The 22,236-nt window shown below is 66.5% G+C and carries 13 protein-coding genes and 1 riboswitch; of the genes, 6 read left to right on the top strand and 7 right to left on the bottom strand.

From position 1 onward, the window contains the following. Together pgl and zwf are read right to left on the bottom strand one after the other, a co-directional pair. Nucleotides 1-702 carry a 6-phosphogluconolactonase gene (gene pgl / locus FHS47_RS15400; RefSeq protein ID WP_167029800.1) on the bottom strand — a complete coding sequence of 234 codons (702 nt, stop codon included), beginning with the start codon at nt 700-702 and terminating at the stop codon, nt 1-3. Beyond that, entirely contained in the window at nt 699-2,171 is a 1,473-nt protein-coding gene (gene zwf, locus FHS47_RS15395) for a glucose-6-phosphate dehydrogenase (RefSeq protein ID WP_343203529.1), read from the bottom strand. Before zwf ends, pgl begins: the two co-directional genes overlap by 4 nt. Nucleotides 2,172-2,409: 238 nt before the next feature. Between zwf and FHS47_RS15390 the strand changes: the two genes are divergently transcribed. From FHS47_RS15390 to nagA, 3 genes are all read left to right on the top strand, one after another. Beyond that, nucleotides 2,410-3,162, top strand: a complete 753-nt coding sequence (locus FHS47_RS15390; protein WP_167029794.1) for a GntR family transcriptional regulator — start codon at nt 2,410-2,412, stop codon at nt 3,160-3,162. Nucleotides 3,163-3,179: 17 nt separating this feature from the next. Beyond that, nucleotides 3,180-4,214 (top strand): SIS domain-containing protein, encoded by a 1,035-nt coding sequence (locus FHS47_RS15385; protein WP_208382051.1) that lies wholly within the window; start codon nt 3,180-3,182, stop codon nt 4,212-4,214. Between the two features lie 133 nt (nt 4,215-4,347). After that, nucleotides 4,348-5,493, top strand: coding sequence for an N-acetylglucosamine-6-phosphate deacetylase (gene nagA, locus FHS47_RS15380; protein ID WP_167029791.1), 1,146 nt, complete (start codon nt 4,348-4,350; stop codon nt 5,491-5,493). A gap of 100 nt (nt 5,494-5,593) precedes the next feature. On the opposite strand, the gene FHS47_RS15375 is transcribed toward nagA, so the two are convergent. Beyond that, nucleotides 5,594-8,617, bottom strand: coding sequence for a TonB-dependent receptor (locus FHS47_RS15375; RefSeq protein ID WP_167029788.1), 3,024 nt, complete (start codon nt 8,615-8,617; stop codon nt 5,594-5,596). 253 nt (nt 8,618-8,870) lie between these two features. Then, a riboswitch (cobalamin riboswitch) is annotated at nt 8,871-9,113 on the top strand. Nucleotides 9,114-9,250: 137 nt separating this feature from the next. On the opposite strand from FHS47_RS15375, the gene FHS47_RS15370 reads away from it, so the two are divergent. Further along, nucleotides 9,251-11,140: a TonB-dependent receptor gene (locus tag FHS47_RS15370; RefSeq protein ID WP_208382050.1), complete on the top strand. Its 1,890-nt coding sequence runs from the start codon at nt 9,251-9,253 to the stop codon at nt 11,138-11,140. Nucleotides 11,141-11,254: 114 nt separating this feature from the next. Beyond that, nucleotides 11,255-14,443, top strand: coding sequence for an efflux RND transporter permease subunit (locus tag FHS47_RS15365; protein ID WP_167029784.1), 3,189 nt, complete (start codon nt 11,255-11,257; stop codon nt 14,441-14,443). 223 nt (nt 14,444-14,666) lie between these two features. Here FHS47_RS15365 and FHS47_RS15360 read toward each other — a convergent pair whose 3' ends face one another. From FHS47_RS15360 to FHS47_RS15350, 3 genes are all read right to left on the bottom strand, one after another. Next, nucleotides 14,667-15,242, bottom strand: a complete 576-nt coding sequence (locus tag FHS47_RS15360) for a DUF2239 family protein (RefSeq protein ID WP_167029781.1) — start codon at nt 15,240-15,242, stop codon at nt 14,667-14,669. Nucleotides 15,243-15,337: 95 nt separating this feature from the next. Then, nucleotides 15,338-16,114, bottom strand: a complete 777-nt coding sequence (locus FHS47_RS15355; protein ID WP_167029779.1) for a class III extradiol ring-cleavage dioxygenase — start codon at nt 16,112-16,114, stop codon at nt 15,338-15,340. Between the two features lie 37 nt (nt 16,115-16,151). Continuing rightward, the gene (locus FHS47_RS15350) at nt 16,152-19,118 is read right to left on the bottom strand and encodes a GGDEF and EAL domain-containing protein (protein WP_167029776.1); all 2,967 of its coding nucleotides are present in this window, start codon (nt 19,116-19,118) and stop codon (nt 16,152-16,154) included. 262 nt (nt 19,119-19,380) lie between these two features. Between FHS47_RS15350 and FHS47_RS15345 the strand changes: the two genes are divergently transcribed. Then, on the top strand, nt 19,381-19,911 hold the full coding sequence (locus FHS47_RS15345; protein ID WP_167029773.1) for an acyloxyacyl hydrolase: 531 nt from the start codon (nt 19,381-19,383) through the stop codon (nt 19,909-19,911). Between the two features lie 794 nt (nt 19,912-20,705). Here the strand turns inward: FHS47_RS15345 and FHS47_RS15340 are convergent. After that, nucleotides 20,706-22,232 carry a DHA2 family efflux MFS transporter permease subunit gene (locus FHS47_RS15340; protein WP_167029770.1) on the bottom strand — a complete coding sequence of 509 codons (1,527 nt, stop codon included), beginning with the start codon at nt 22,230-22,232 and terminating at the stop codon, nt 20,706-20,708. Between the last annotated feature and the right edge of the window lie 4 nt (nt 22,233-22,236).

The following is a 22,236-nucleotide window of genomic DNA, read 5'->3' as shown; positions in this document are numbered from 1 at the left end:
TCAAGGCGCCCAGTACACGTCCAGCGGCACGCGGTCCTGCTTCAGCACGGCCGCGATCGGGAAGTCGCCACCGTTTTCCGCCTGTTCGAGCACGCGCTTCTTGTCGTCGCCCTCGATGTGCAGATAGAGCGCGCGCGTGTCGAGCAGGCGCGGCAGGGTAAGCGTGATGCGCGGCTCGCCTGCGCCTTCGGCGCGCATCGAGATCACCGTGCGGGTGCCGTTCGGATCGAGCGCGGCCACCAGGTTGTCGCCGCCCGGGAAGAACGATGCGGTATGGCCGTCGCCACCCATGCCCAGCAGTACCACGTCGAACGGCCGGCCGAGCGCGTCGATGCGCGCACCTACATCATCCAGCGCTTCGTCCACGTTGTCCTTGTGGGCCTGGTCGAAGAGCGGCACGAAGCTGGCGGTGTGCGACTGATGGTGGAAGAGGTGTTCAGCCACCATGCGTGCATTGGAGCGATCGCTGTCGGTGTCCACCCAGCGTTCGTCCACGAGGGTGACGGTGACTTTCGACCAGTCGATTTCCTGTTCGGCCAGCACGGCGAACATGGTCTTCGGCGTGCCGCCGCCGGACACGGCCATGGTGGCCTTGCCGCGTGCCTTGATCGCGGCGTCCAGCTTGGAGGCGACGTCCCGGGCCAGCTTGTCGGCAAGGGTCAGGCGGTCGGCGAATTCGTGTCGTTGGATCTTGGCGTTCATGCGGCGTCCTCGGCCCAGGTTCGGCCATCGCGTTCGATGAGCGCCACGGCGGCGCTCGGACCCCAGGTGCCCGCGGTGTACGGCTTCGGCGTGTCGCCGCTGGCTTCCCACGCGTCGAGGATGGGGCCGGCCCACTTCCACGCGGCCTCGACTTCGTCGCGGCGCATGAAGAGGGTCGGATTGCCACGCACGACGTCGAGAATGAGCCGCTCGTAGGCGTCGGGCTGCTGCACGCCGAACGCCGCCGCGAAGCTCATGTCGAGCGGCACGTGGCGCAGGCGCAGGCCGCCCGGACCCGGATGCTTGATGGTCAGCCACAGCTTCACGCCTTCGTCAGGCTGCAGGCGCAGTGTGAGACGGTTGGGCAGCAGCGGACCGCTGGCGGGATCGAAGATGGAATGCGGCAGCGCGCGGAACGTCACCACGATTTCCGAGACGCGGCTGGGCAGGCGCTTGCCGGTGCGCAGGTAGAACGGCACGCCGGCCCAGCGCCAGTTACCGATCTCCGCCTTGAGGGCGACGAAGGTTTCGGTCCGGGACTGGTCGCTGCCCAGTTCGTCGAGGTATCCCGGCACGCCCTGGCCTTCGGCCGCGCCGGCGCGGTATTGGCCGCGCACCGTGAGCTGCGCGGCATTCGCGGCGTCGATGGGGCGCAACGCACGCAGCACCTTCAGTTTCTCGTCGCGCACGGCGTCGGGTGCGAGGGACGACGGCGGCTCCATGGCGAGCATGCACAGCAGCTGCAGGATGTGGTTCTGCACCATGTCGCGCAGCGCGCCGGCGCGATCGTAGTAACCCGCACGGTGGCCGACGCCGACCGTTTCCGCCACGGTGATCTGCACGTGGTCGATGTGCTGGGCGTTCCACAACGGCTCGAACAAGGCATTGCCGAAGCGGAGCGCCAGCAGGTTCTGCACCGTTTCCTTGCCGAGGTAATGGTCGATGCGATAGGTCTGCGATTCCCCGAACACCCGGGCCACCGCGTCGTTGATGGCGTTGGCGCTCTCCAGGTCGCGACCGATGGGCTTCTCGAGCACCACGCGCGAGCGCTCGCCGTTGAGGCCCAGGCCACCGAGCCGCTGGCAGATGTCGGTGAAGATATCCGGCGAAGTGGAGAGGTAGAACACGCGGATGTGGCTGGGTTCGGCCGCCATGAGCGCCGCGAACTCCTCCCAGCCGTCCGACTTGCGGGCGTCGAGCGAGCGATAGCCGACCATGCGGATGAAGGCGTCCAGCTGGGCCGGCACGATGTGCGACACGGCTTTCTCGACGGCCGACCGCACCTGCTGGCGGTACGCCTCGTCGTCCAGGCCTTCGCGCGCCACGCCGATGATGCGGCTGGTGGCCTGGATCTGGCCGTCGGCGAAGCGGTGGTACATGGCAGGCAGGAGCTTGCGGACGGCGAGATCGCCGGTGCCGCCGAAGATGACCAGATCGAAGGGTTCGATCGGCAGGAGGGGAGCGCTCACGACAGTGGCCTCTTGAGGGATCGGTGGAAGATGCCTCCGGATCGTACCAGTGACATACCAGGGGCTACCAGCCCCGTACCACTCCATGCCTCGGAAACGCCCGGATAATGGAAGCGTTACGCCATGGAAACGTTTCCAATGTAATTTAAATCGTGCAAACGTCCGTTTGAACGGCCCGGTGGTATGGCAGACCTTGTATCGGCTTGCCTCAGTGGTCGTGGATTGGTATGTTCGCGAAATGGAATCCGCCCTCGTCGCCGAATACCAGCGCCTCCAGCACGACCCGGCCGCCCGGCAGCCGCTGGCGTACATGCGGCTGCGCCGTGCCATCCGGAACGTCATCGAGAACGGCGAGGTGCAGGTGGGCCATGCCCTGCCGAGCGAACGCGACCTGGCCAGGGCCCTCACCCTGTCCCGGGTCACCGTGCGCAAGGCCATCGGCGGCCTGGTGGAAGACGGGCTCCTTACCCAGCGGCACGGCGCCGGCACCTTCGTGTCCGAGCGCATCGTGAAGCCGCTCTCCCGGATGACGAGCTTCACGGAAGACCTGCGCGCCCGCGGCCTCAACCCGCGGTCGGAGTTCTTCGAGCGCGGCATCGGCGAGGTCACTCCCGAGGAAGCCATGGCGATGAACCTGTCGCCGGGCACCCAGGTGGTCCGCCTGCACCGGCTGCGCTATGCCGGCGACGAACCGCTGGCCATCGAGCGCAGCGCGGTGCCTCTGGATCTCCTGCCCGACCCGAACCTCGTGGTGGATTCGCTCTACGAGGCCCTCGACAAGCTCGGCAACCGCCCCCTGCGCGCCTTGCAGCGTCTGCGCGCGGTGGTGCTGGGCCCCGCGCAGACGCGACTGCTTCGCCTCGGCGCCGGCAGCGCCGGGCTCAACATCGAGCGGCGCAGCTTCCTCGACGATGGCCGCATCGTCGAATTCACCTGCTCCTGGTATCGCGGCGACATCTACGATTTCGTCGCGGAACTGCAGAGCGACTGACGGTTCCGACTTTCGACATGACGAAACTTCCGCAAGACACCCTGATGTTCCGCGAAGCGCACGAGACCGCCGGGGTCGTGGAGCGGCAGCTTTCCGAAAACGAAGAGGTGGTCGGCGCCCTCGCCGAGCGCCTGCGCGCACACCCCCCGCGCATGGTGATCACCTGCGCCCGCGGCAGTTCCGACCATGCCGCCATGTACGCGAAATACGTATTCGAAACACAGCTGGGCGTGGTGACCGCATCGGCCTCGCCGTCGGTCACCTCCATCTACCATGCGAAACAGGGCATGGACGGCGCGCTCTATATCGCGGTGTCACAGTCGGGCAAGAGTCCCGACCTCGTCCGCAACGCCGAAGCGGCAAAGCAGGCAGGTGCCTACGTGGTGGCGCTTGTGAACGTAGTGGACTCACCGCTGGCCGCCTGCGCGGACGTCGTGGTACCGCTGCACGCGGGCCCCGAAAAGAGCGTAGCCGCCACCAAGAGTTATCTGGGCGCGCTGGCCGCCATCCTCCATATCGCCGCGCGCTGGAGCGGCAATGCGGCCATCGGTGAAGCGCTTGCCGCGCTGCCCGCACAGTTGCGCGAAGGCTGGGACGCCGACTGGTCCGAACTCGTCGACGGTCTTGCCGATGCCCACAACCTCTTCGTCGTCGGCCGCGGCTTCGGCTTCGCGGGGGCGCTGGAGGCCGCGCTGAAATTCAAGGAAACCTCCGGGCTGCACGCCGAGGCCTTCAGTTCGGCGGAAGTGAAGCATGGCCCGATGGCACTCGTCGGCCCGGATTTCCCCGTGCTCTTCTTCGCGCAGGATGACGACACGCTATCCGGCGTGCTCCAGGTCGCCGACGAATTCCGCAAGCGCGACGCCAAGGTATGGGTCGCAGCACCGGGCGCGACGGGCCCGGGCATGTTGCCGCTCGTCGCCTCCGCACCGATCAGCGCGCCGCTTCTCACCGTGCAGAGCTTCTATCGCGCGGCGGCGGCGCTGGCGTTGAAGCGCGGTTTCGATCCCGACGTTCCGCCTCATCTGAACAAGGTGACGGAGACGGTGTAGGAGCGCGTCCCGCGCGCGACGCCGTTAGCGAAAGACCCGGAGCTGGCGCGCCAGGTTTCGAATTGAGGCCAAAGGCTTCGCGCGCAAGGCGCGCTCCTGTGGCAGAACGGAATAAACAGAGGAATACCCCACCATGACCATCGCCCTCGTCAACGGCCGCGTACTCACCGACAACGGATTCCAGGGCGGCTTTGCCGTGCTTGTCGACGACGGCACGATCTCCGGTCTCGCCTTGCCCTCCGATCCGCGCGTTCGCGCCGCGCAACGCCACGACCTCGGCGGTCGTACGCTCCTTCCCGGCTTCATCGACTGCCAGGTCAACGGTGGCGGCGGCGTGCTGTTCAACGACGCGCCGACCGTCGACACGATCCGCCGCATCGGCGAGGCCCATGCCAGGTTCGGCACCACAGGCTTCCTTCCCACGTTGATCAGCGACGATGCCGACGTCATGGCGAAAGCCATCGATGCGGTGAATGCCGCGGTCGGACAGGGCGTCCCTGGCGTGCTCGGTATCCATCTCGAAGGCCCGTTCATCGCGCCGGAGCGCAAGGGCGTGCACGATCCGGCGAAGTTCCGCATCGCCGGCGCGGACGACATCGCGATGGTGGCGCGCCGTCACGGCGGGGTGACCCTGCTCACGCTCGCCCCCGAGCGCACGTCGCCGGATGTGCTGGCACAGCTCGTGTCGAACGGCGTGATCGTGGCCGCCGGTCACACGGCCGCCGATTACGACACCACGCGCAACGCACTCGCCCATGGCGTGCGCGGCTTCACCCACCTGTTCAATGCCATGACGCCCTTCACCAGCCGCGAGCCGGGCGTGGTCGGCGCCGCGCTGGAAGACGCCGGCAGCTGGTGCGGCCTGATCGTCGACGGGCACCACGTGCATCCCGCATCGCTGCGCGTCGCCATCGCTGCGAAGGCACGCGAGCGCATGATGCTCGTTACCGACGCCATGCCGCCGGTGGGTTCGGACAATCCCAGCTTCGTACTCAAGGGCGAAACCATCACGGTGCACGACGGCGCCGTGCGCACGGCCGACGGCACCATCGCAGGCTCCGCGCTCGACATGGCCACCGCCGTACGCAACACCGTGCACATGGTGGGCGTGCCCTACGATGAAGCGGCACGCATGGCATCGACCTATCCGGCCGCCTTCCTCGGCCTTGGCGCCACCCACGGCCACATCGCCGCTGGCTATCGCGCCGACTTCGTGGTGGTGGATGAAACCCAGCACGTCATCGAGACGTGGATCGGCGGCAAGAAGGTCTTCGGCTGAAAATCCCATAAAAAAGGCCGGCGCTCCGCGCCGGCCAGTTCCAGGGAGATCTCGTCGCGCACCCGGGTGCTTTGCCCGGGTGCGCGCTGGTCCTCGCCGATTAGAGCGAGAAGTCGTAACGCACGCCGAGGCGCACGTAGCGCGGGTTCTGGAAGGCAATCGGACGACGGTAATCGTCGCTGACCACCGGCACGCCATTCGCGATCGTACCCGTCTCGCCCACATCGATCTGGCCGACCGGACGCTGGCTGCCGACCACGTTGAAGACCGTGGCGGTGAAGGCCAGGGGCTGCTTGTCGCCGGCCCACAGCGGACGGTATTCCGCGTTCAGGTCGAGGTTCCAGGTGTACGGCAGACGCCCCTTCGAACCGCGCGGCGACGGCTGGAGGCCGCATTCGAAGTAGGAGGCGCCGTACTGGATCGCGTCGACCGGATCGACACCGATGCAGTTCTTCGGACGGCCCGTGGCGACGGCGAGGTTGCCGCCGAGCAGCCACTCAGGCGTTGCCTGCCAGTAACCGTACGCCTTCAGCTGGTGCGTACGATCGTTGGGCAGCGGACCGTTCGCGTACTGCATGATTTCCGGGGCGTCCCAGTCCTGCGTCACCGACGGGTCGAGCTGGCCGATATCCGACTTCAGCTGGCCTTCCGAGTTACCGTAGCTGCGCGAGAACGTGTAATCGACGCGACCGTACCAGCTGTCCGCAAAGTGGTGCTCGAGGTAGAGATCCAGCGAGTAGTAGCTGCGCTTCAGGTCCGGGAACGGCACGTTGCCCGGCGGGGGCGAGGTGAAGTCGTCCTTGGTGAGCTTGAACGGCACGTACTGGCCGCCGCCCACGTCGACGAGGAAAGTGTTCGACTTGCCCGGATTGAACAGATAGCAGCCCGGCAGCGAGGCGTTGCTGATGTCGATACCGTTGCGCTCGGCGTAGGACTCGAACGGACGCGAGTCGCAGAAGTCGTCGATCGAGCTCTTCAGCTTGCGATAGGTGGCCTTGGCGCCGAAGCTCCAGTTCTCGTTGATCGCCTTGTCGAAGCCCAGGATGTATTCGTCCTGGTAGTACGCGTCGATATTCTTGGCGGCCACGGTCTTCGGATCGGGCGTGGTGCCGTCCTCGCCGTTGAGGTAGGCGCGGCTGCCCAGCTGGGTCAGGCCCTGCGGCTCGCCGTTCGGGCCCACGGAGCCATAGGTGTAGTACTCGCTGTAATACGTGGACGCCGAGGCACCACGAATAGCCACGTTCGACGGAATGGCGAGGTGGTAGCGGCCAGCGTTCGCGTAGACCTTGAACGTGGAATCGCCGAACACGTCCCAGGTGGCGCCCAGTCGCGGTGCGAGCTGATGGCGCTGCTTCACATAGGTGGTGCCGTCGCCGTTGAGGTTCTTGAACTGCTCGTTACGCAGACCGAGATACACCATCCAGCGATCGGTGACCTGCCAGTGGTCTTCGATGTACTGCGCTTCCTGTTCGGTCTTGACGGTAGCGCCCGTGGCGAACAGACGCTTTTCGGCCACGTACTGCGTGCCCGGCGGCGGGATGATGTCCGGACGGCCCGTGACGCGACCGGCGTTGCGGTAAACCCAGCGATACCCGCCTTCGTAGACATTGCCAGCGGTGGATTCGAGCGTCTGGTTGTCGACGCCCACGCGCAGATCGTGGTCACCGGCGCGGTATTCGACGTCGAGGCGGTATCCGTGCGTCTTGTCCTTGGCGCCCGCGCCGAGAACGGTGCCGTTGACGAGGCCGCAACCGACGATCGGATTGGCGATGCCGCGACGGTTATCCGTGATCCACGGGCAGTTCGCCGAGCCGGCGTAGCCGAGATCGCGCTCGTGATTGGTCGTGGTATGGCCGTACAGTGCGTTGACCGTCAGGTCGTCGGTGATATAGCCGGTGTACTTGCCGATGTAGACGTCACCGCCCGGAGCCGAGCCAGCGCCCGCATCGAAGTTCTTCAGGTTGTCCGTGCCCAGGTACGCACCGCGGCTGCGCGTGGTGTAGTCGTAGGCGTAGACACTTCGCTCGGTGTTGGTCTTGTCGCCGATACCCGTCAATTCGAGCAGGTGGTTGTCGGTGATGTTCCAGTCGATCTTGGCCATCCACTTCGTCGCCTTCTGCGTCTGATTCGTACGCTGCGGGGCGAGGATGCTGCTGGTGGACTTGCTGTCGGTACGCGTGAAGTCGCCGGCACCGAAGAAGAACAGCTTGTCCTGGATCAGCGGGCCACTGATGTAGGCCGTGTACTGGGTATCGCTGCGCTCGTTGTCGCGGCGGTTCTGGTACAGCTGCCCATTGGTGCGATAGATGCTACGGGGCGACTGGCGCAGGCCGTTCGGCTGGATGTACATGCCGACGCCACCCTTCCAGGTGTTGCCGCCGCGCTTGGTGACGATGTTGATCACGCCGCCGGTCGAACGGCCGTATTCCGCACCGTAGCCGCCGGTGAAGATCTGCTGCTGGTCGATGGCGTCGTACGGCAGGCTGGTGAAGCCCAGGCCGGTGAGCGCGTTGGTGACCGAGTAGCCGTTGATGTAGTACTGGTTCTCGGACGCCGACGAACCGCCGAACGAGGCCACGTTGCCGTAGCGGCTGTCGCCGGAGATGACGCCCGGCGCGAGCAGCGCGGCGGCGGTCACGTCGCGGGCGAGCGGCAGCTTCTGCAGCTGTTCGGAAGTGAGCACGGTGCGCGAGTCGACCTGCGACACGTCGATCGCGGGCAGCACGTTGCCGGTGACCTGCACGCCTTCGAGGTTCTGGGCCTCGGCGCTCGTGGTACCGGCAGCGCCCGCGAACGAGACGTCCACGCCGCCGCCCAGGTTCACCTGGACGTTGTCGCGGGTTTCGGCCACCTGGCCGCCGCGCTCGACGGACACCTTATAGCGGCCGACCGGAAGCGAACTGGCGCGGTAACGGCCGTCGGCATCGACGCTGACGTCGCGGGTGAGGCCCGTGTCGAGGTTGGTCAGGTGAACGACGGCACCTTCGGGCTGCGCCACACGGCCGAACACGACACCGGAAGCATTGGACTGGGCGAGCACGGCGCCACTGGCGAAGCACAGGGCCAGGGCGGTGCACAAAGTGGAGCGGCGGATGACGCCGTTGCGGCGGGTGGAACGATGCATGTGTTTGTCTCCCCAAATAAACAACAAGGAAATCCGACACCACAATGGAAATCCGGACTTCTGTTCTCGATAGCCGCCCTCGCGTCCGCTCCACCATCCTCCCCAGGATGGGTGGAAAACCGACGCGCCCCCGTGGCGAAAGAACACGCCCCTCGCGGCAATCTCTTACGCTTGTAATCGAATTATTTCGCGCCCGTCAAGAGGCCGTTAAGGTTTCAAATGAAATTTCGTGACAGGTGAGCGACTTGCGCAGTACCATCCGGCACGTTCGGGTGGCCCTTGGACCTTCGTCCGGGGCTTAAACGGGAAGCCGGTACGTCCCCATTCCGGGGTAAGCCGGCACTGCCCCCGCAACGGTATGCGGCATCGGGGAGGCGCTTCGCGTTTTCTTGCGGCACCGGTAGCAAAGCCACTGCGCAAGCGGGAAGGCACCGGTGCCGGCCATCGTCGATGGCTGTCGCGAGTCCGGAGACCGGCCCGATGAGCGCCCGCTTTTTGGCGGGTGTCCCTGTTTCGGTCGATTCGCGGAGGGCGGATCCGGACAGCTTCCGGGTCCGCTCCCGTTCGCCGTTCGTCTTCGTCCCTCGCCCGGCCCCCGCTCCAGGCCGCACCGGCGGCGAAGGAAAGAACGACGTGCTGAAGAAGACCCTGCTCGCGGCGGCCCTGCTGTCGACGACCGCCCTGGCCCATGCCGCCGACGGCCCCGACCGGCTCGACCCCGTGGTGGTCACGGCCAGCCGCTTCGCGACGCCGCTGGACCAGGTACTCGCGCCGGTCACGGTGATCACCCGGGCGGATATCGAACGCCTGCAGCCCGTGAGCGTCCAGGACCTGCTCGCGGGCCTTCCCGGCGTGGCCCTTTCCAACACGGGAGGTATCGGGCAGCAGACCTCGCTCTTCATGCGCGGCACGAACTCGTCGCACACCCTCGTGCTGGTCGACGGGGTGCGCGTGGGCACGGTGGGCGCCGGACTACCGGCATACGAACAGCTGCCCGTGGAGCAGATCGACCGCGTCGAGGTCGTGCGTGGCCCGCGCTCCGCGCTGTACGGCTCGGATGCCATCGGCGGCGTCATCCAGATCTTCACCCGGCATGGCGAAGCAGGCCAGGCACCGGCGCCGACCCTGTCGGTGACCGGCGGCAGCCACGGCTACACGGCCGGCCAGGTGGGGCTGTCCGGCGGCACCGCGCACGGCTGGTACAACGCAAGCCTGGGCGGCCAGTACACGTCGGGCATCAACGCCTGCCGCCTCGGAGCGGCGGAGGCCTTCGCGGGCTGCTTCACCGACGAGCCCGACCACGACGCCTATCGCACCTATAACGGCGCCCTCTCCGGCGGCTACCGCTGGGACGACGGCACGGAACTCACTGGCAGCTGGCTGCGCAGCAAGGGCGACATCGAATACGACGGCGATTTCCAGAACCTCACCCGCCGGTCGCAACAGGTGGCGGGCGCCAAGCTGGCTTTCGACGCGCTGGCCAACTGGCGGATATCGCTCGCCGTGGGCCAGAACCAGGACCGTGCCGACAATTACCTCAATGGCCCGGACAAGACGCTGGACTTCATCAACTACGGCGTGGACAAGGCGCGCGTGGGCTACCTCTATTCCAAACGCAACCAGGCCTCCTGGCAGAACGACATCGCCCTGTCGAACACCCAGACGCTGACGGCGGGCGTGGATTTCCAGCAGGAGAAACTGAAGAGCGACACGGCCTACCTGGCCGACTCCCGGAACAACACCGGCGTGTTCGCCCTGTACCGTGGCGTGTTCGGCCCACACGAACTGGAGCTCTCGGCCCGCCACGACCACAACACCCAGTTCGGCAACCACACCACCGGTTCCGCGGCCTACGGGTTCCGCTTCGACAACGGCATGAGGGTCACCGCCTCGTACGGCACGGCGTTCCACGCGCCCACGTTCAACGACGAGTTCTACCCCTACGGAGCGCCGGTGAACCTCTCGCCCGAGAAGTCGCGCACGGCGGAAATCGGCCTTGCCGCGCGCCCGGGTGTCTGGAACTGGGCAGTGAACGCCTACAGCACCCAGGTGGACGACCTCATCGGCTTCGACGCCAACTTCCTCCCGATCAACGTGAGCAAGGCGCGCATCCGTGGTCTGGAAGGCCAGGCGGGTGCCGACGTGGACGGGTGGCACCTGCGTGGCTACCTCACCTTCCAGCAGCCGGAGAACCGGGACGGCGGCGCCCAGAAGGACAACCTGCTCGCCCGGCGGCCACGGCGCATCGCACGCGCCGACATCGACAAGGATCTGGGCGCGATCACCGTCGGAGGCTCGATCAACGCCGCCGGATACAGCTACGACGACGCGGCCAATACGCGCCGGCTCGGGGGCTACGCCACGGCGGACCTCCGTGCCACCTGGCACGTGGATGCCGACTGGAGCGTGCAGGGTCGTGTCGCCAACGTGGCGGACAAGCGCTACGAGACGGCCGCCTACTACAACCAGCTCGGCCGCACCTACTACCTGACGCTGCGCTATTCGCCCGCCAGCAAGCCTTGATGGTGGTCCCCATGCCTTCCGGCAGGGGCCCCACTAAAGGCACACGCGACGAATCGGTCGGGACGTCATAAAGTTCGCGGGCGCGGGGAGTGGTCCCGCGACACAGGAAGTGCCGTGAACTTTTTTGCACCATTCATCCGCCGGCCGAAAGGCACCTCGCTGCTTGCGGCAGGCCTTACCCTGGCCGGCGCGCTGGCCTACATGCTGCTGGGCGTCGCCGCGCTGCCGTCGATCGAAGTGCCGGCCGTGTTCATCCAGACGCAGATGCCGGGCGCCAGCGCCCAGACGATGGCCTCGACAGTCATCGCGCCGCTCGAACGCCACCTGGGCCAGATCCCCGGCGTGGATCAGATGTACTCGAACAGCACCGAAGGTGCCGGCTTCGTGCGCATCCGCTTCAACATGGACCGCTCCACCGATGCCGCGGCCCGCGACGTGCAGGCCGCGATCAACGCCGCGGCCGCCGACTTGCCCGCGGGCATGCCTTCGCCACCCCAGTACTTCAAGTTCGACACGGGGCAGATTCCCGTGCTGCTGGTTGCCTTCACCTCGAAGACCATGCCGCCGGACAAGCTCTACGACGTGGTGGACACCCTGATCCGCCCCGCCGTGTCGCAGATCGACGGCGTGTCGCGCGTGCAGGTGTTCGGCGGCACGCCGCACGCCGTGCGCATCGAACTGGACACCAACGCGCTTTCGTCGAAGGGCATCACCACGAACGACGTTTCCAACGCGTTGCAGGCCGCGAACGTGAATTCGCCGCAAGGCGTGCTGTCCGACGGCAAGACGCAAATGACGGTCATCGCCAACGACGGTCTGCGCGACGCGTCGGATTTCGCCAACATCCTCATCGCCGTGCGCAACAACGTACCCGTGCGGCTGTCCGACATCGCCAAGGTTTACAGCGGCCAGCAGGACCAGTACCAGAAGGCGTGGTTCCAGGGCGAACGCTCGGTCACCATGCAGATCAGCAAGCGGCCGGAGGCCAACTCTATCGCCACGGCGGACGCCATCCGCGCCGCCCTGCCGCGTTTCCGCGCGCTGCTGCCCGCCGATGCCCAGGTCACGCCCATCTTCGACCTGACCCAGACCACGCAGTCGGCCCTGCACGAGGTGAAGGTCGCGCTCCTCATCAGTATCGTGATGGTGGTGCTGGTGATGATGGTGTTCCTGCGCCGCCTGGGGCCCACGATGATCGCCACGCTGAGCGTGCCGCTCTCGCTCGCGGGTGCCTTCGTCATCATGTGGTCGCTGGGCTATACGCTGAACACGATGTCGCTGATGGCGCTGGTGCTGTGCATCGGCTTCGTGGTGGACGACGCCATCGTCGTCATCGAGAACATCGTGCGCCACATGGAGAACGGCGCCAAGCCGATGGAAGCAGCTCTCGAGGGCGTGCGCGAGATCGGGTTCACGGTCATTTCCATCACCTTGTCGCTGGTGGCGGTGTTCGCGCCGCTCCTGTTCGGCAACAACATGATCACGAAGCTGCTGCGCGAGTTTTCCGTGACCCTCGCGGGCGCCGTGCTGATCTCCGCCGTCGTGTCGCTCACCCTCACGCCGGCGCTGTGCGCACACTACCTCAAGCACGACCCGCCCGACCGCAAGCCGGGACGCTGGGAGCTTGCCCTGGAGCGCTTCGACCGCGGGTTCCTGCGCGTTTACCAGCGCGCCCTGGACTGGGCACTGCGCCATCGCCGGCTGATGCGCTGGCAGCCGTTGATCCTGCTGGGCGCCACCGTGTTGCTGGCCATTGCCGTGGTGAAGACCGCCGGCGGCAATTTCATGCCGGAAGAGGACACGGGCATGCTGCAGGCGCAGATCAGCGCCGATGCCAACATCTCGCCCGACGAGATGACCCGCCGCCTGAAGCGCGTCGGCGACATCATGCAGAACGACAGCACCGTGGCCGACGTGACCACCATCCTCGGCGGCGACAACGGCGGTGCCGTGGGCAACCAGGGTCTGATGTTCGTGGACCTCAAGCCGAAGGGCAACGGCCCTGACCAGCGCAAGGAATCGATGAAGGAAATCATGGATCGCCTGGGCAAGGAGTACGACAAGATCTCCGACGTGCAGGTGTTCATGAACCCCGTGCAGTTCCTGGGCGGCGGCGGTGGCAACAGCAATCGGGGGCAGTATTCGTTCCAGTTGATCAGCACCAGTGGCGAAGATCTGCAACCGTGGGTCCTGAAGCTCGTGCGACAGATGCGCACGATGAAGGAGTTCCGCGACGTCGGCAGCGATTTCGACATCGTGGGCAAGCAGCAGATGCTGAAGGTGGATCGCGAGGCCGCGGGGCGGCTGCACATCGGCATGGGCACCATCGACTCCGCCTTGTTCAACGCGTTCGGCCAGCGCCAGGTGTCCATCATCTATTCGGACATCAACCAGTATTGGGTGGTGCTGACCGCTGCCGCGGCACAGACGCTCAGCCCCGAGGCGCTCCTGAACACCTACGTGAAGAACGAGCTCGGCAAGATGATCCCGCTCTCGGCGGTGGCGAAGATCGCACCGGTGGCGGTGCCCAGTGCGGTGACGCATCAGAACCAGCTCGAGTCGGCCGACATCACCTACAACCTCGCGCCCAAGATCACGGCGGACAAGGGCAACACCCTGGTGGAACAGGCCGTGCACGCGATCGGATTGCCGGGCGGGGTGCGCATGGACTTCACGGGCGCGAACCAGCGCCTGCGCGATGCGCAGTCGAACGGCATGGTGCTGCTGATCGGCGCCATCCTCGCCGTCTACATCGTGCTCGGCATCCTTTACGAAAGCCTGGGCCACCCGCTGACCATCATCTCCACGCTGCCCGCGGCGGGCGCCGGCGCCTTCCTCGCCATGCTGGTCACGCAGACCCAGCTCACCCTGATGGCGATCATCTCGGTATTGCTTCTGATCGGTATCGTGAAGAAGAACGCGATCCTCATGGTGGACTTCGCCCTGGTGGCGCAGCGCGAACACGGCATGTCGCCGGTGGAGGCGATCCGTCAGGCGGCCCTGGTGCGCTTCCGCCCCATCACGATGACCACGCTGGTTGCCATGGGCGCCGCGCTGCCGCTGGCGATCGGGTTCGGCGTCGGTTCGGAAATGCGTCGGCCGCTCGGCATCGCCATCGTGGGCGGCCTGCTGGTGTCGCAGTTGCTCACGCTGCTGAGCACGCCGGCCATCTACCTGTGGAACCACGACCGCAAGGAACGCAAATACCGGCGCAAGCTGAAGCGCCGGTACAAGCGTTGGCTGAAGATCAGGAAGGAAAGGGAGCGCGGCGGGCTGCGGGGGCTTCGGCCGAGCGAGGCGTGAGCGTTCCTATGCAGGAGCGAGCCGCCATGGCGGTCAGACACGCTGGCGACAACGTCACATCGTGCCCTGTGGGAGCCGCTTCAGCGGCGATACGTGTCCGCGAGAGTGCCCGCTGCCGCGGGATCGCCGGCATAGCCGGCTCCCACAGGGAGCTTTGGGTCTTCGTGGTTCTTGCAAGACTGGGGGAAGTTTTCTCGCCGCCGTGGCGGATCCTGCAGTTCGGTTACCAGGCAGCGGCCGCCAGCGTGCGAACGTAATCGCGAACGTCCGCCGGCCATGCTTCGAGCAGCGCCTCGAAGCGTTCGCGCTCGCCGCGGTGGAATGCGCGCGAGGCCTCTTCGTAACCGGGCAGGTCGCCGCCGAGCGCCAGCATGAGCCGATCGACCGCTTCGCTCGCCTGGCGCCGACGATCCGTCGCCGCGCTCTGCCGGCTCGCGTCCTCCACGAGCCGCCGCAAGGCGACGGACGCGCCGCCCGGCTGCGCGCCCAGCCATTCCCAATGGCGGGGAAGGAGCGTGACCTCGCGGGCGACCACGCCAAGCCGGGGCCGGCCCGGGCCTCGCCGCGCATCGGCTGCCGGGACGGCTGGCTCGGCGTCATCCGCAGGCGCCAGCCGCGCCAACACGTCGTCGATCGTGCCGCGGTAGTCGATATCCACCGGCCGGCCGGTCTCGTCGTCGTAAACGAGGATCGAGGCGCCGGGGTCGGTGTCGGCGTGCGTCTTGCCCTGCCGTGCAACGGCGGCGAGGGAACCGGAGGCGAGGCGGGAATGGCCGAGGAAAGCAGTGTAGGTCGACATGTCTTATGAGGTCCGGGAGATGGGCGAATAATACCCGGGCTAAATCATGGGATCAATAGTCCCCGGGTAAAACTACCCGACGCTCCCGCCTGCCGCTAGTGCACGCCCCAGGCGTACGAATCCATGGACAGCACGCCGTACGTGATGCCGCCATCGATCGCCGCCGGCGTGTCGGTGCCGGCGGCGCCGAGCGCCACCAGCAACGGCAGGTAATGCTCTTCCGTCGGATGCGCACGGATGGCGCTCGGCGCCACGTGACGATAGTCGACGAGCGCTTCGACATCGCCCGCCAGCACAGCTTGCCGGCTCCATGCCGCGAACGCCTTGGCATACGCCGCGGAGTCGCCGTCGCGGCGCACCTCGTGCAGGTTGTGCGTGAGGCTGCCCGATCCGACGATGGCGACACCGCGGTCGCGCAGCGGCGCGAGTGTTCGCCCCAGCCTCAGCGCCCCGGTCGTATCGAGATTGTGCGGCATCGACACCTGGATCACCGGGGTGTCGGCGTCCGGGCGCAGGTAGCGCAGGGGCACCCAGGCGCCATGGTCGTACCCCCGCTCCGGATCCACCATCGCGACCAGGCCGTCTTCGGCCAGCAGCGCGGCCGTTTCCGCCGCGAGGCTCGCGGAGCCCGGTGCCGGGTAGGTGAGGTCGTAGAGCGCCGGCGGGAAGCCCCCGAAGTCGTGGATCGTGGCTGGCCAGGCGGCGCCGGTGACGCGAACGCCACAGGTCTGCCAGTGGGGTGAGACGACGACGATGCCGCTGGCGCTGGCCAGGCGCTTGCCCAGGTCGGTGAGACGGGAGCCGAGCAGCCCGGGCTCCAGCGCGAAGGTCGGAGCACCGTGGGAAACGAAGATGGCGGGAGCGCGATACATGGGATCACCGGGGACGTGGCCTGTGTGCCACCTGCGATCAATGTATGAGCGTCACGTCGCTCGATAAATCGTCCTGTGGTGAACGCATTGGCTCCCGGCGTGAACGACGTAGCGCCTCCACAGGCACGGGATGCGAGAAGAAGTAGCCCTGCATGGCGTCGCAACCTTCGGCGAGCAGCCAGTCGCGCTGCCCCCCGGTCTCCACGCCTTCCGCCACCACCTCCAGGTTGAGGCTGCGGCCGAGGAAGATGATCGAGCGGCAGATCGAGGTGTCCACGTCCTCCTGCAGCAGCGTGCCGATGAAGTGGCGATCGATTTTGATCTTGTCCAGCGGCAGGCGCGACAGGTACGTGAGGTTCGAATAGCCGGTGCCGAAATCGTCCAGCGCGATGCTGACGCCCATGGCCCGCAGTTCATGCAGCGTGCGTATGGCGCGCTCGGGCTCGTGCATGAATGCGCTTTCCGTCAGTTCCAGTTCCAGCGCGGACGCGCTCGCGCCGGTTTCCGCCAGGGCGTGCCGCACGTCGGCCACCAGGTCGGTGTGCACCAGTTGCTGCGCCGATATGTTCACCGAAAGCCGGCAGCCGTGCCCGATGGTGTCGAGCACCATCCGCTGTTGCCTGCATGCCTCGCGCAGTACCCACTGGCCGATCTGGACGATCGCGCCGGTTTCTTCCAGCAGTGGAATGAGGCGGTCGTTGCGGCAAAGGTCGCCCGGTGCCGAGGGCCAGCGCAGCAGGGCTTCCACGCCGATCGTCGTCGCGTCGCTACCCGCGTGCTGGGTCTGCCAGGCGAGCGCGAGTTCGTTGTCGAGGTTCGCACCGGAAAGACGGGTGAGCACGGTAAGCCTGGCCATCGCCGTGGCGTGCATTTCCGCCGAATAGCACTTCCAGGTGTGGCGCCCGGAGCGCTTCGCGTCGTACATCGCCGTGTCGGCATTGCGGATCAATGTGTCCGCGTCGGCGCCGTCGCGCGTCGCGAAGGCCACCCCGATACTGCATTTCAGGCGCTGCGACGTGCCGGCCACTTCCAGCGGTTCCTCGATGGCGTGCTGGATGCGCGGCAGCACGTCGATCGCCTTCGCGGGCGATCCGCCGAAGGGCAGCACCGCGACAAACTCGTCGCCGCCGAACCGTCCCACCTGCCCCTCGCCGCCCACGGCGTCGCCGAGCCGCAGGCTCACGTCGCGCAGTACCTGGTCGCCGAGCGCATGTCCCAGTGCGTCGTTGATCACCTTGAAATGATCGAGGTCGACGAACAGCACCATCAGCCCCGAACCGTCCAGCTCCCTCTGCGCCAGCATCGACTCCAGGTTTTCCCGCAACGCCCGTCGATTCGGAAGACCGGTGAGTTCGTCGTGCGTGGCCTGGTGATTGAGGCGCTCTTCGTAGCGGCGTTGCTCCGTCACGTCGCGAACGATGACCAACGTGCCGCGCCCGCGCGAGTCGCGATAGTCGGACAGTGCCAGTTCCGCTTCGAAAGGCATGCCGTGTTCGGGATCGACCCACGCCGCGATGCTCGTGCCTTCCGCGGCACCGCGGCGGGTTGCTTCCAATGCGTGGGCGTCGAGGAAATCTCCGGCGCGGCGTCCGACCAGGGTGCGTCCTTCCGCGCCCAGGCGGTCTTCCGCGAGGTGGTTGGCGTATTCGATGCGATCGTCGCGCACCACCACCAGGGGCAACGGCATGCGCGCCAGCAACTGCCGGTAGGCCGCCTCGCTTGCGGCAAGGTCGCGGTCGGTGTCCTGGAGGCGCTGGCGTGTCTCGTGCAGCGCGGTGATCTCGCTGATCGTTCCGGCGAGGATCCGCTGGCCGTTCTCACTGGTGATGCGCGCGGCGCGCAGGACTACCCGAACCTCGCGTCCGTCGGGACGACAGAGGCGATGTTCGCATTCGTAGGGACCGTCCCCGTGCTCGTACAAGGCCAGCCACGACACGACCGCTTCCTGGTCGTCGGGATGCACCAGCTTGTAATACGTACCGTGCCGGCCGCCGGTGCGTTCCGGCGGCAAGCCCGTGATTTCGTGCACGTGACCGGACCAGACGACGGTGCGGTCCGTCAGGTCGGCTTCCCAGAGGCCGATGTGGCCCGTTCGCTGTACGTCGCCCAGGTGCCGCGCGCTTCGCGACAGTGCCTCCACCAGACCCGTCTGCCGCCGGTACGCGCGATCGAACAGGGCCGCGAAGACGTTGAGCAGGACGACGAGCGCCAGCGTCGCGAGGAATGAAGGCCTGGCTTGCCGCAACCATTCCGCCTTGGTGGCCGCGCTGTCCAGACTCACCTGCACTACATAGGGATGGCGGGCCGAGGCCAGCCACGCATGGAAACGTTTGCCGTCCTCGTAGTGTCCGGAGGCGCCGGCCGCCGGTGACGGCAAGGTCCACGACGCGGCGACATCGTCGCGATTGCTTGCGAAAAGCCGGCCGTCGGTCGAGAAGGCGCTCATCGCCGCGCCTTGGCCCAGCATCGAGTGCAGCATCTCGTCGCGCAGTCGCACCGCATCCACAACGGCGCCAAAGGCCGCCGGCTGCGGCACGCGGGAATCCACGAGGATGCGGATGCCGGCCGGGATCGCGCCCTGCGCGTCGGCCACGAGCACGCGGACCCTGGCGCCGAGCGCCATCCGGCGCGGAGCGTCCACGCTGGCGCGCCAGTTCGCCAGCGGGACGCTGGTGGACGCGATGACGCCGCCGTCGACATCGAGCGCGACGAGACTGGACAGTTCCGGATGGCGCGCCTGCACTTCGGCCAGCCGGGCGTGCAACGCGCCCGATTCGGCGCTGTCGACTTCGTTGCGCAGTGCGAGCAAGGGCCCCATCGTCGCGTCGATGTCCTGGTCGATCATGCGTACCGCGCCCGCTGCCGAAGCAGCCAGCTGCCGACGCGTGCCATCCCGCATGCCCCGGTACACGTCGAATTGCAGGATCGCGACGATGCCCGCCACGCCCACGGACAAAGCGATCGCCACCGCCCATGTGGCCAGCCGTGCGCGCCGGGCGCGCACCCTGGTCGCCACCTTGAACGTCGCCCTTTCCACCGGTCGCCGACCTCTGTTGCCCCTTGGCCCCCCGCTCGCCGGTGGGCTTCAGGTCTTTAACGGCACCCGGCAGCCCGCCTTGACCCCCCGTCGTCGACGGCAGGACGGGACAAGCTTCCGAAAGGTGCGGCGGAAAATAATTGCCGGCGTGCCCTTTATTCACATCCGTTGGACACTATTTACCGAACGATTCAGTTCATTAACGTCCCATTACAAGGCCCCGTTCCCCATGCGCTCGTCCCGTCCCGTACTCGGCGCCCTAGCCGCCCTCGCCCTCGCCGCCAGCCTTCCCGCCGCCGCCCAGACGCACATCGAAGTGCAGGGCGGCCGCAGCTACATGAACAGCTACGGCACCAACGCCTTCTTCGCGGAGGCGGTGTTCTCCCCGCAGCCCATGGGACAGAGCCGCTTCACCTGGTCGCCGGATGTTTCCATCGGCTACATCAAGGGACGGGACATCGGCCGCTATGCCGACTCGCATCCGGGCGTGACGGACAACATCTGGGTGGGTGCCGCGGGTGCCCGCCTCCACTACGGCAGCGCGGGTGACTGGTACCAGCCGTTCTTCTTCAGCTTCCAGGTGGCCGGCACCGCCGGCGGACGCACCCAGGCACTGTCGAGCGGCTACGAATTCGTCAGCACCCTCGGCTGGCAGTACAAGAACGTGAGCTTCCAGGTCCGCCACATTTCCAATGGCAGCTTCAAGGAACCGAACCGCGGCGAGACCATGGCGCTGGTGGGTATCGGCTTCGATATCTGATGAACCGGGCGGAGTAAGAAAGAAGCCGGCAATGCCAGCTTTTTTTAGTTCATCGCGGATTTCCAGCGACCAGCCCAGCCATCGATATGGCGCAACCCTGTTGATGGTTCGATCAGGCGTGTCGTGGCGGTTTCGCGACCCACCGCCAGAGCGCTTTACACCTGAGCGTCTGGCGGGAGACCTTGGGGCCCACCCTCGCTGCTCAGACAGGTCCTCCGCGTTCGTAAAGGAAGGCCGCTACCGCGGCCCGTGCACTCAATGGCCTTCGGCCGCTCTCTTGTGCGGAACTCGCCTCGAGGGTGGGCCCCAAGGTCTCTTCCGGACGGTGCGTTGGGTTGTTGGGAGAGCCACAGGCGTCAGATGCTGTGCGTGCGCGAACTGTGCTTGACGTGAGCGGGGCAGCGCCCAGGCAAGGGTCGTCACGAGCCACGAAAGGCCTGACTGGCGCTGAGGAAGCGACACGATGAAGCCATCCCGCTGAGAGGCTCCCGTCGTCGGCCGTAGCGGCTCTCCGATCAATCTGCCTCAGAATTGGGGAGAGTCTTCGGTGTCCACCCTCGAGGCGAGTTCCGCACAAGAGAGCGGCCGAAGGCCAGATAGATAAACGGGCCGCGCAAGCGGCCCCTCCCTTTCGAACGCGGAGGACCTGTCTGAGCAGCGAGGGTGGACACCGAAGGCTCTGGCCTCACCGTCCGAGCCGTCGGCGGCGCGAGCCGCTAAAAACATGTATTCGCTTGGCGAATGAACCGAAAAAAAGCCGGCGATGCCGGCTTTCTTTTGAAACAGCGAAAGCCTCAGTGCCCCGAGGCCGCCGGCCCCGCCTTCGCCGCGAACGGCGGCTTCGCCAGCCACACCACGAAGATCAAGCCGACGAACACGTAGCCGAGCACGTGGAAGACCTCGTTGAAGGAGATCTGGTAACCCTGCTGCGTGATCATCTGGTTGACCGCGGCAGCCGCGTATTGCGGATCGCCCGGGCCTATCTGGTTGAGCGCCTGCTGCGCGGTGGGATTGAACGGCGTGATGTTCTCCGCCAGCCGCTCGTGGTGCACGATCGCCCGGTGGTCCCACATGAAGGTGGTGATCGACGCCGCGAAGCTGCCCCCGAGCGTGCGCAGGAAGGTGGCAAGGCCGGAGCCTGCCGCGATCTCACGCGGTTGCAGGTCGGACAGCAGGATCGTCAACACCGGCATGAAGAACAGCGCCACGCCAAGGCCCTGGATGAGCTGCACCATCGCCACGCTGTAGAAGTCGATGTCGAGGAAGAAGTCCGAACGCATGAAGCACGTGGCGCCCATGACGATGAACGCACCCGAGGCCAGCAGGCGCAAGTCGAACTTGTGCGCGTAGCGGCCGACGAACGGGGTGAGGATCACCGGAAGGATGCCCAGCGGCGCGGCGGCGAAACCGGCCCATGTGGAGGTGTACCCGACGTTGCGTTGCAACCACTGCGGCACCAGCAGGCCGATGGCGAAGAACGCCGCGTAGGCAAGCACCAGGCACAATGTGCCCATCGCGAAATTGCGGTGCCGGAAGAGCTTCAGGTTGACGATCGGATCCTTGTCGGTCAGTTCCCAGATCAGGAACACGGCCAGGCCGATCGCTGCGATGATCGCGGTGACGATGATGAAGGTGGACGAGAACCAGTCTTCGTCGTTGCCTTTGTCGAGCACCACCTGCAAGGCGCCCACGCCGATGATCAGCGTGATGAGGCCCACGTAGTCGACCTTCGGCTTCTCGGTGACTTCCGGGCGTCCCTTCATCTGGTTGGCCACCACGAAGCTTGCGAAGATGCCGATCGGCACGTTGATGAAGAAGATCCACGGCCACGCGTAGTTGTCGGTGATCCAGCCACCGAGGATCGGGCCGGCGATCGGCGCCACCACGGTGACCATCGCCAGCAGGGCCAGCGCCATGCCGCGCTTGGCAGGTGGATAGATGGAGATCAGCAGGCTCTGCGTGATCGGGTACATCGGACCCGCCACCGCGCCCTGCAAGGCACGGAACAGGATGAGCATGCTCATGCTCTGCGCGATGCCGCACAGGAACGAGGCGAGCGAGAACAGCAGCGTCGCCCACACGAACAGCTTCGTTTCACCGAAGCGGCGGGTGAGGAAGCCCGTGAGCGGCAGCGCGATGGCGTTGCTCACCGCGAACGAGGTGATGACCCACGTGCTCTGGTTGGAACTGACGCCAAGGTTGCCCGCGATGGTGGGCAGCGAGACGTTCGCGATCGTGGTGTCCAGCACCTGCATGAAGGTCGCGAGCGAGAGGCCGACCGTGGACAGCGCCAGGTTCGGCGGTCGAAATTCGGTGCTCATGGAA

Source organism: Luteibacter sp. SG786, from assembly GCF_011759605.1.
GTDB lineage: Bacteria > Pseudomonadota > Gammaproteobacteria > Xanthomonadales > Rhodanobacteraceae > Luteibacter.
This window is presented reverse-complemented; position numbering and strand designations above follow the sequence as displayed.

Coding starts and splice junctions, on each gene's coding strand:
- pgl (WP_167029800.1), bottom strand. CDS start 702: ATGAACGCCAAGATCCAACGACACGAATTCGCCGACCGCCTGACCCTT.
- FHS47_RS15390 (WP_167029794.1), top strand. CDS start 2,410: ATGGAATCCGCCCTCGTCGCCGAATACCAGCGCCTCCAGCACGACCCG.
- FHS47_RS15385 (WP_208382051.1), top strand. CDS start 3,180: ATGACGAAACTTCCGCAAGACACCCTGATGTTCCGCGAAGCGCACGAG.
- nagA (WP_167029791.1), top strand. CDS start 4,348: ATGACCATCGCCCTCGTCAACGGCCGCGTACTCACCGACAACGGATTC.
- FHS47_RS15375 (WP_167029788.1), bottom strand. CDS start 8,617: ATGCATCGTTCCACCCGCCGCAACGGCGTCATCCGCCGCTCCACTTTG.
- FHS47_RS15360 (WP_167029781.1), bottom strand. CDS start 15,242: ATGTCGACCTACACTGCTTTCCTCGGCCATTCCCGCCTCGCCTCCGGT.
- FHS47_RS15355 (WP_167029779.1), bottom strand. CDS start 16,114: ATGTATCGCGCTCCCGCCATCTTCGTTTCCCACGGTGCTCCGACCTTC.
- FHS47_RS15345 (WP_167029773.1), top strand. CDS start 19,381: ATGCGCTCGTCCCGTCCCGTACTCGGCGCCCTAGCCGCCCTCGCCCTC.
- FHS47_RS15340 (WP_167029770.1), bottom strand. CDS start 22,232: ATGAGCACCGAATTTCGACCGCCGAACCTGGCGCTGTCCACGGTCGGC.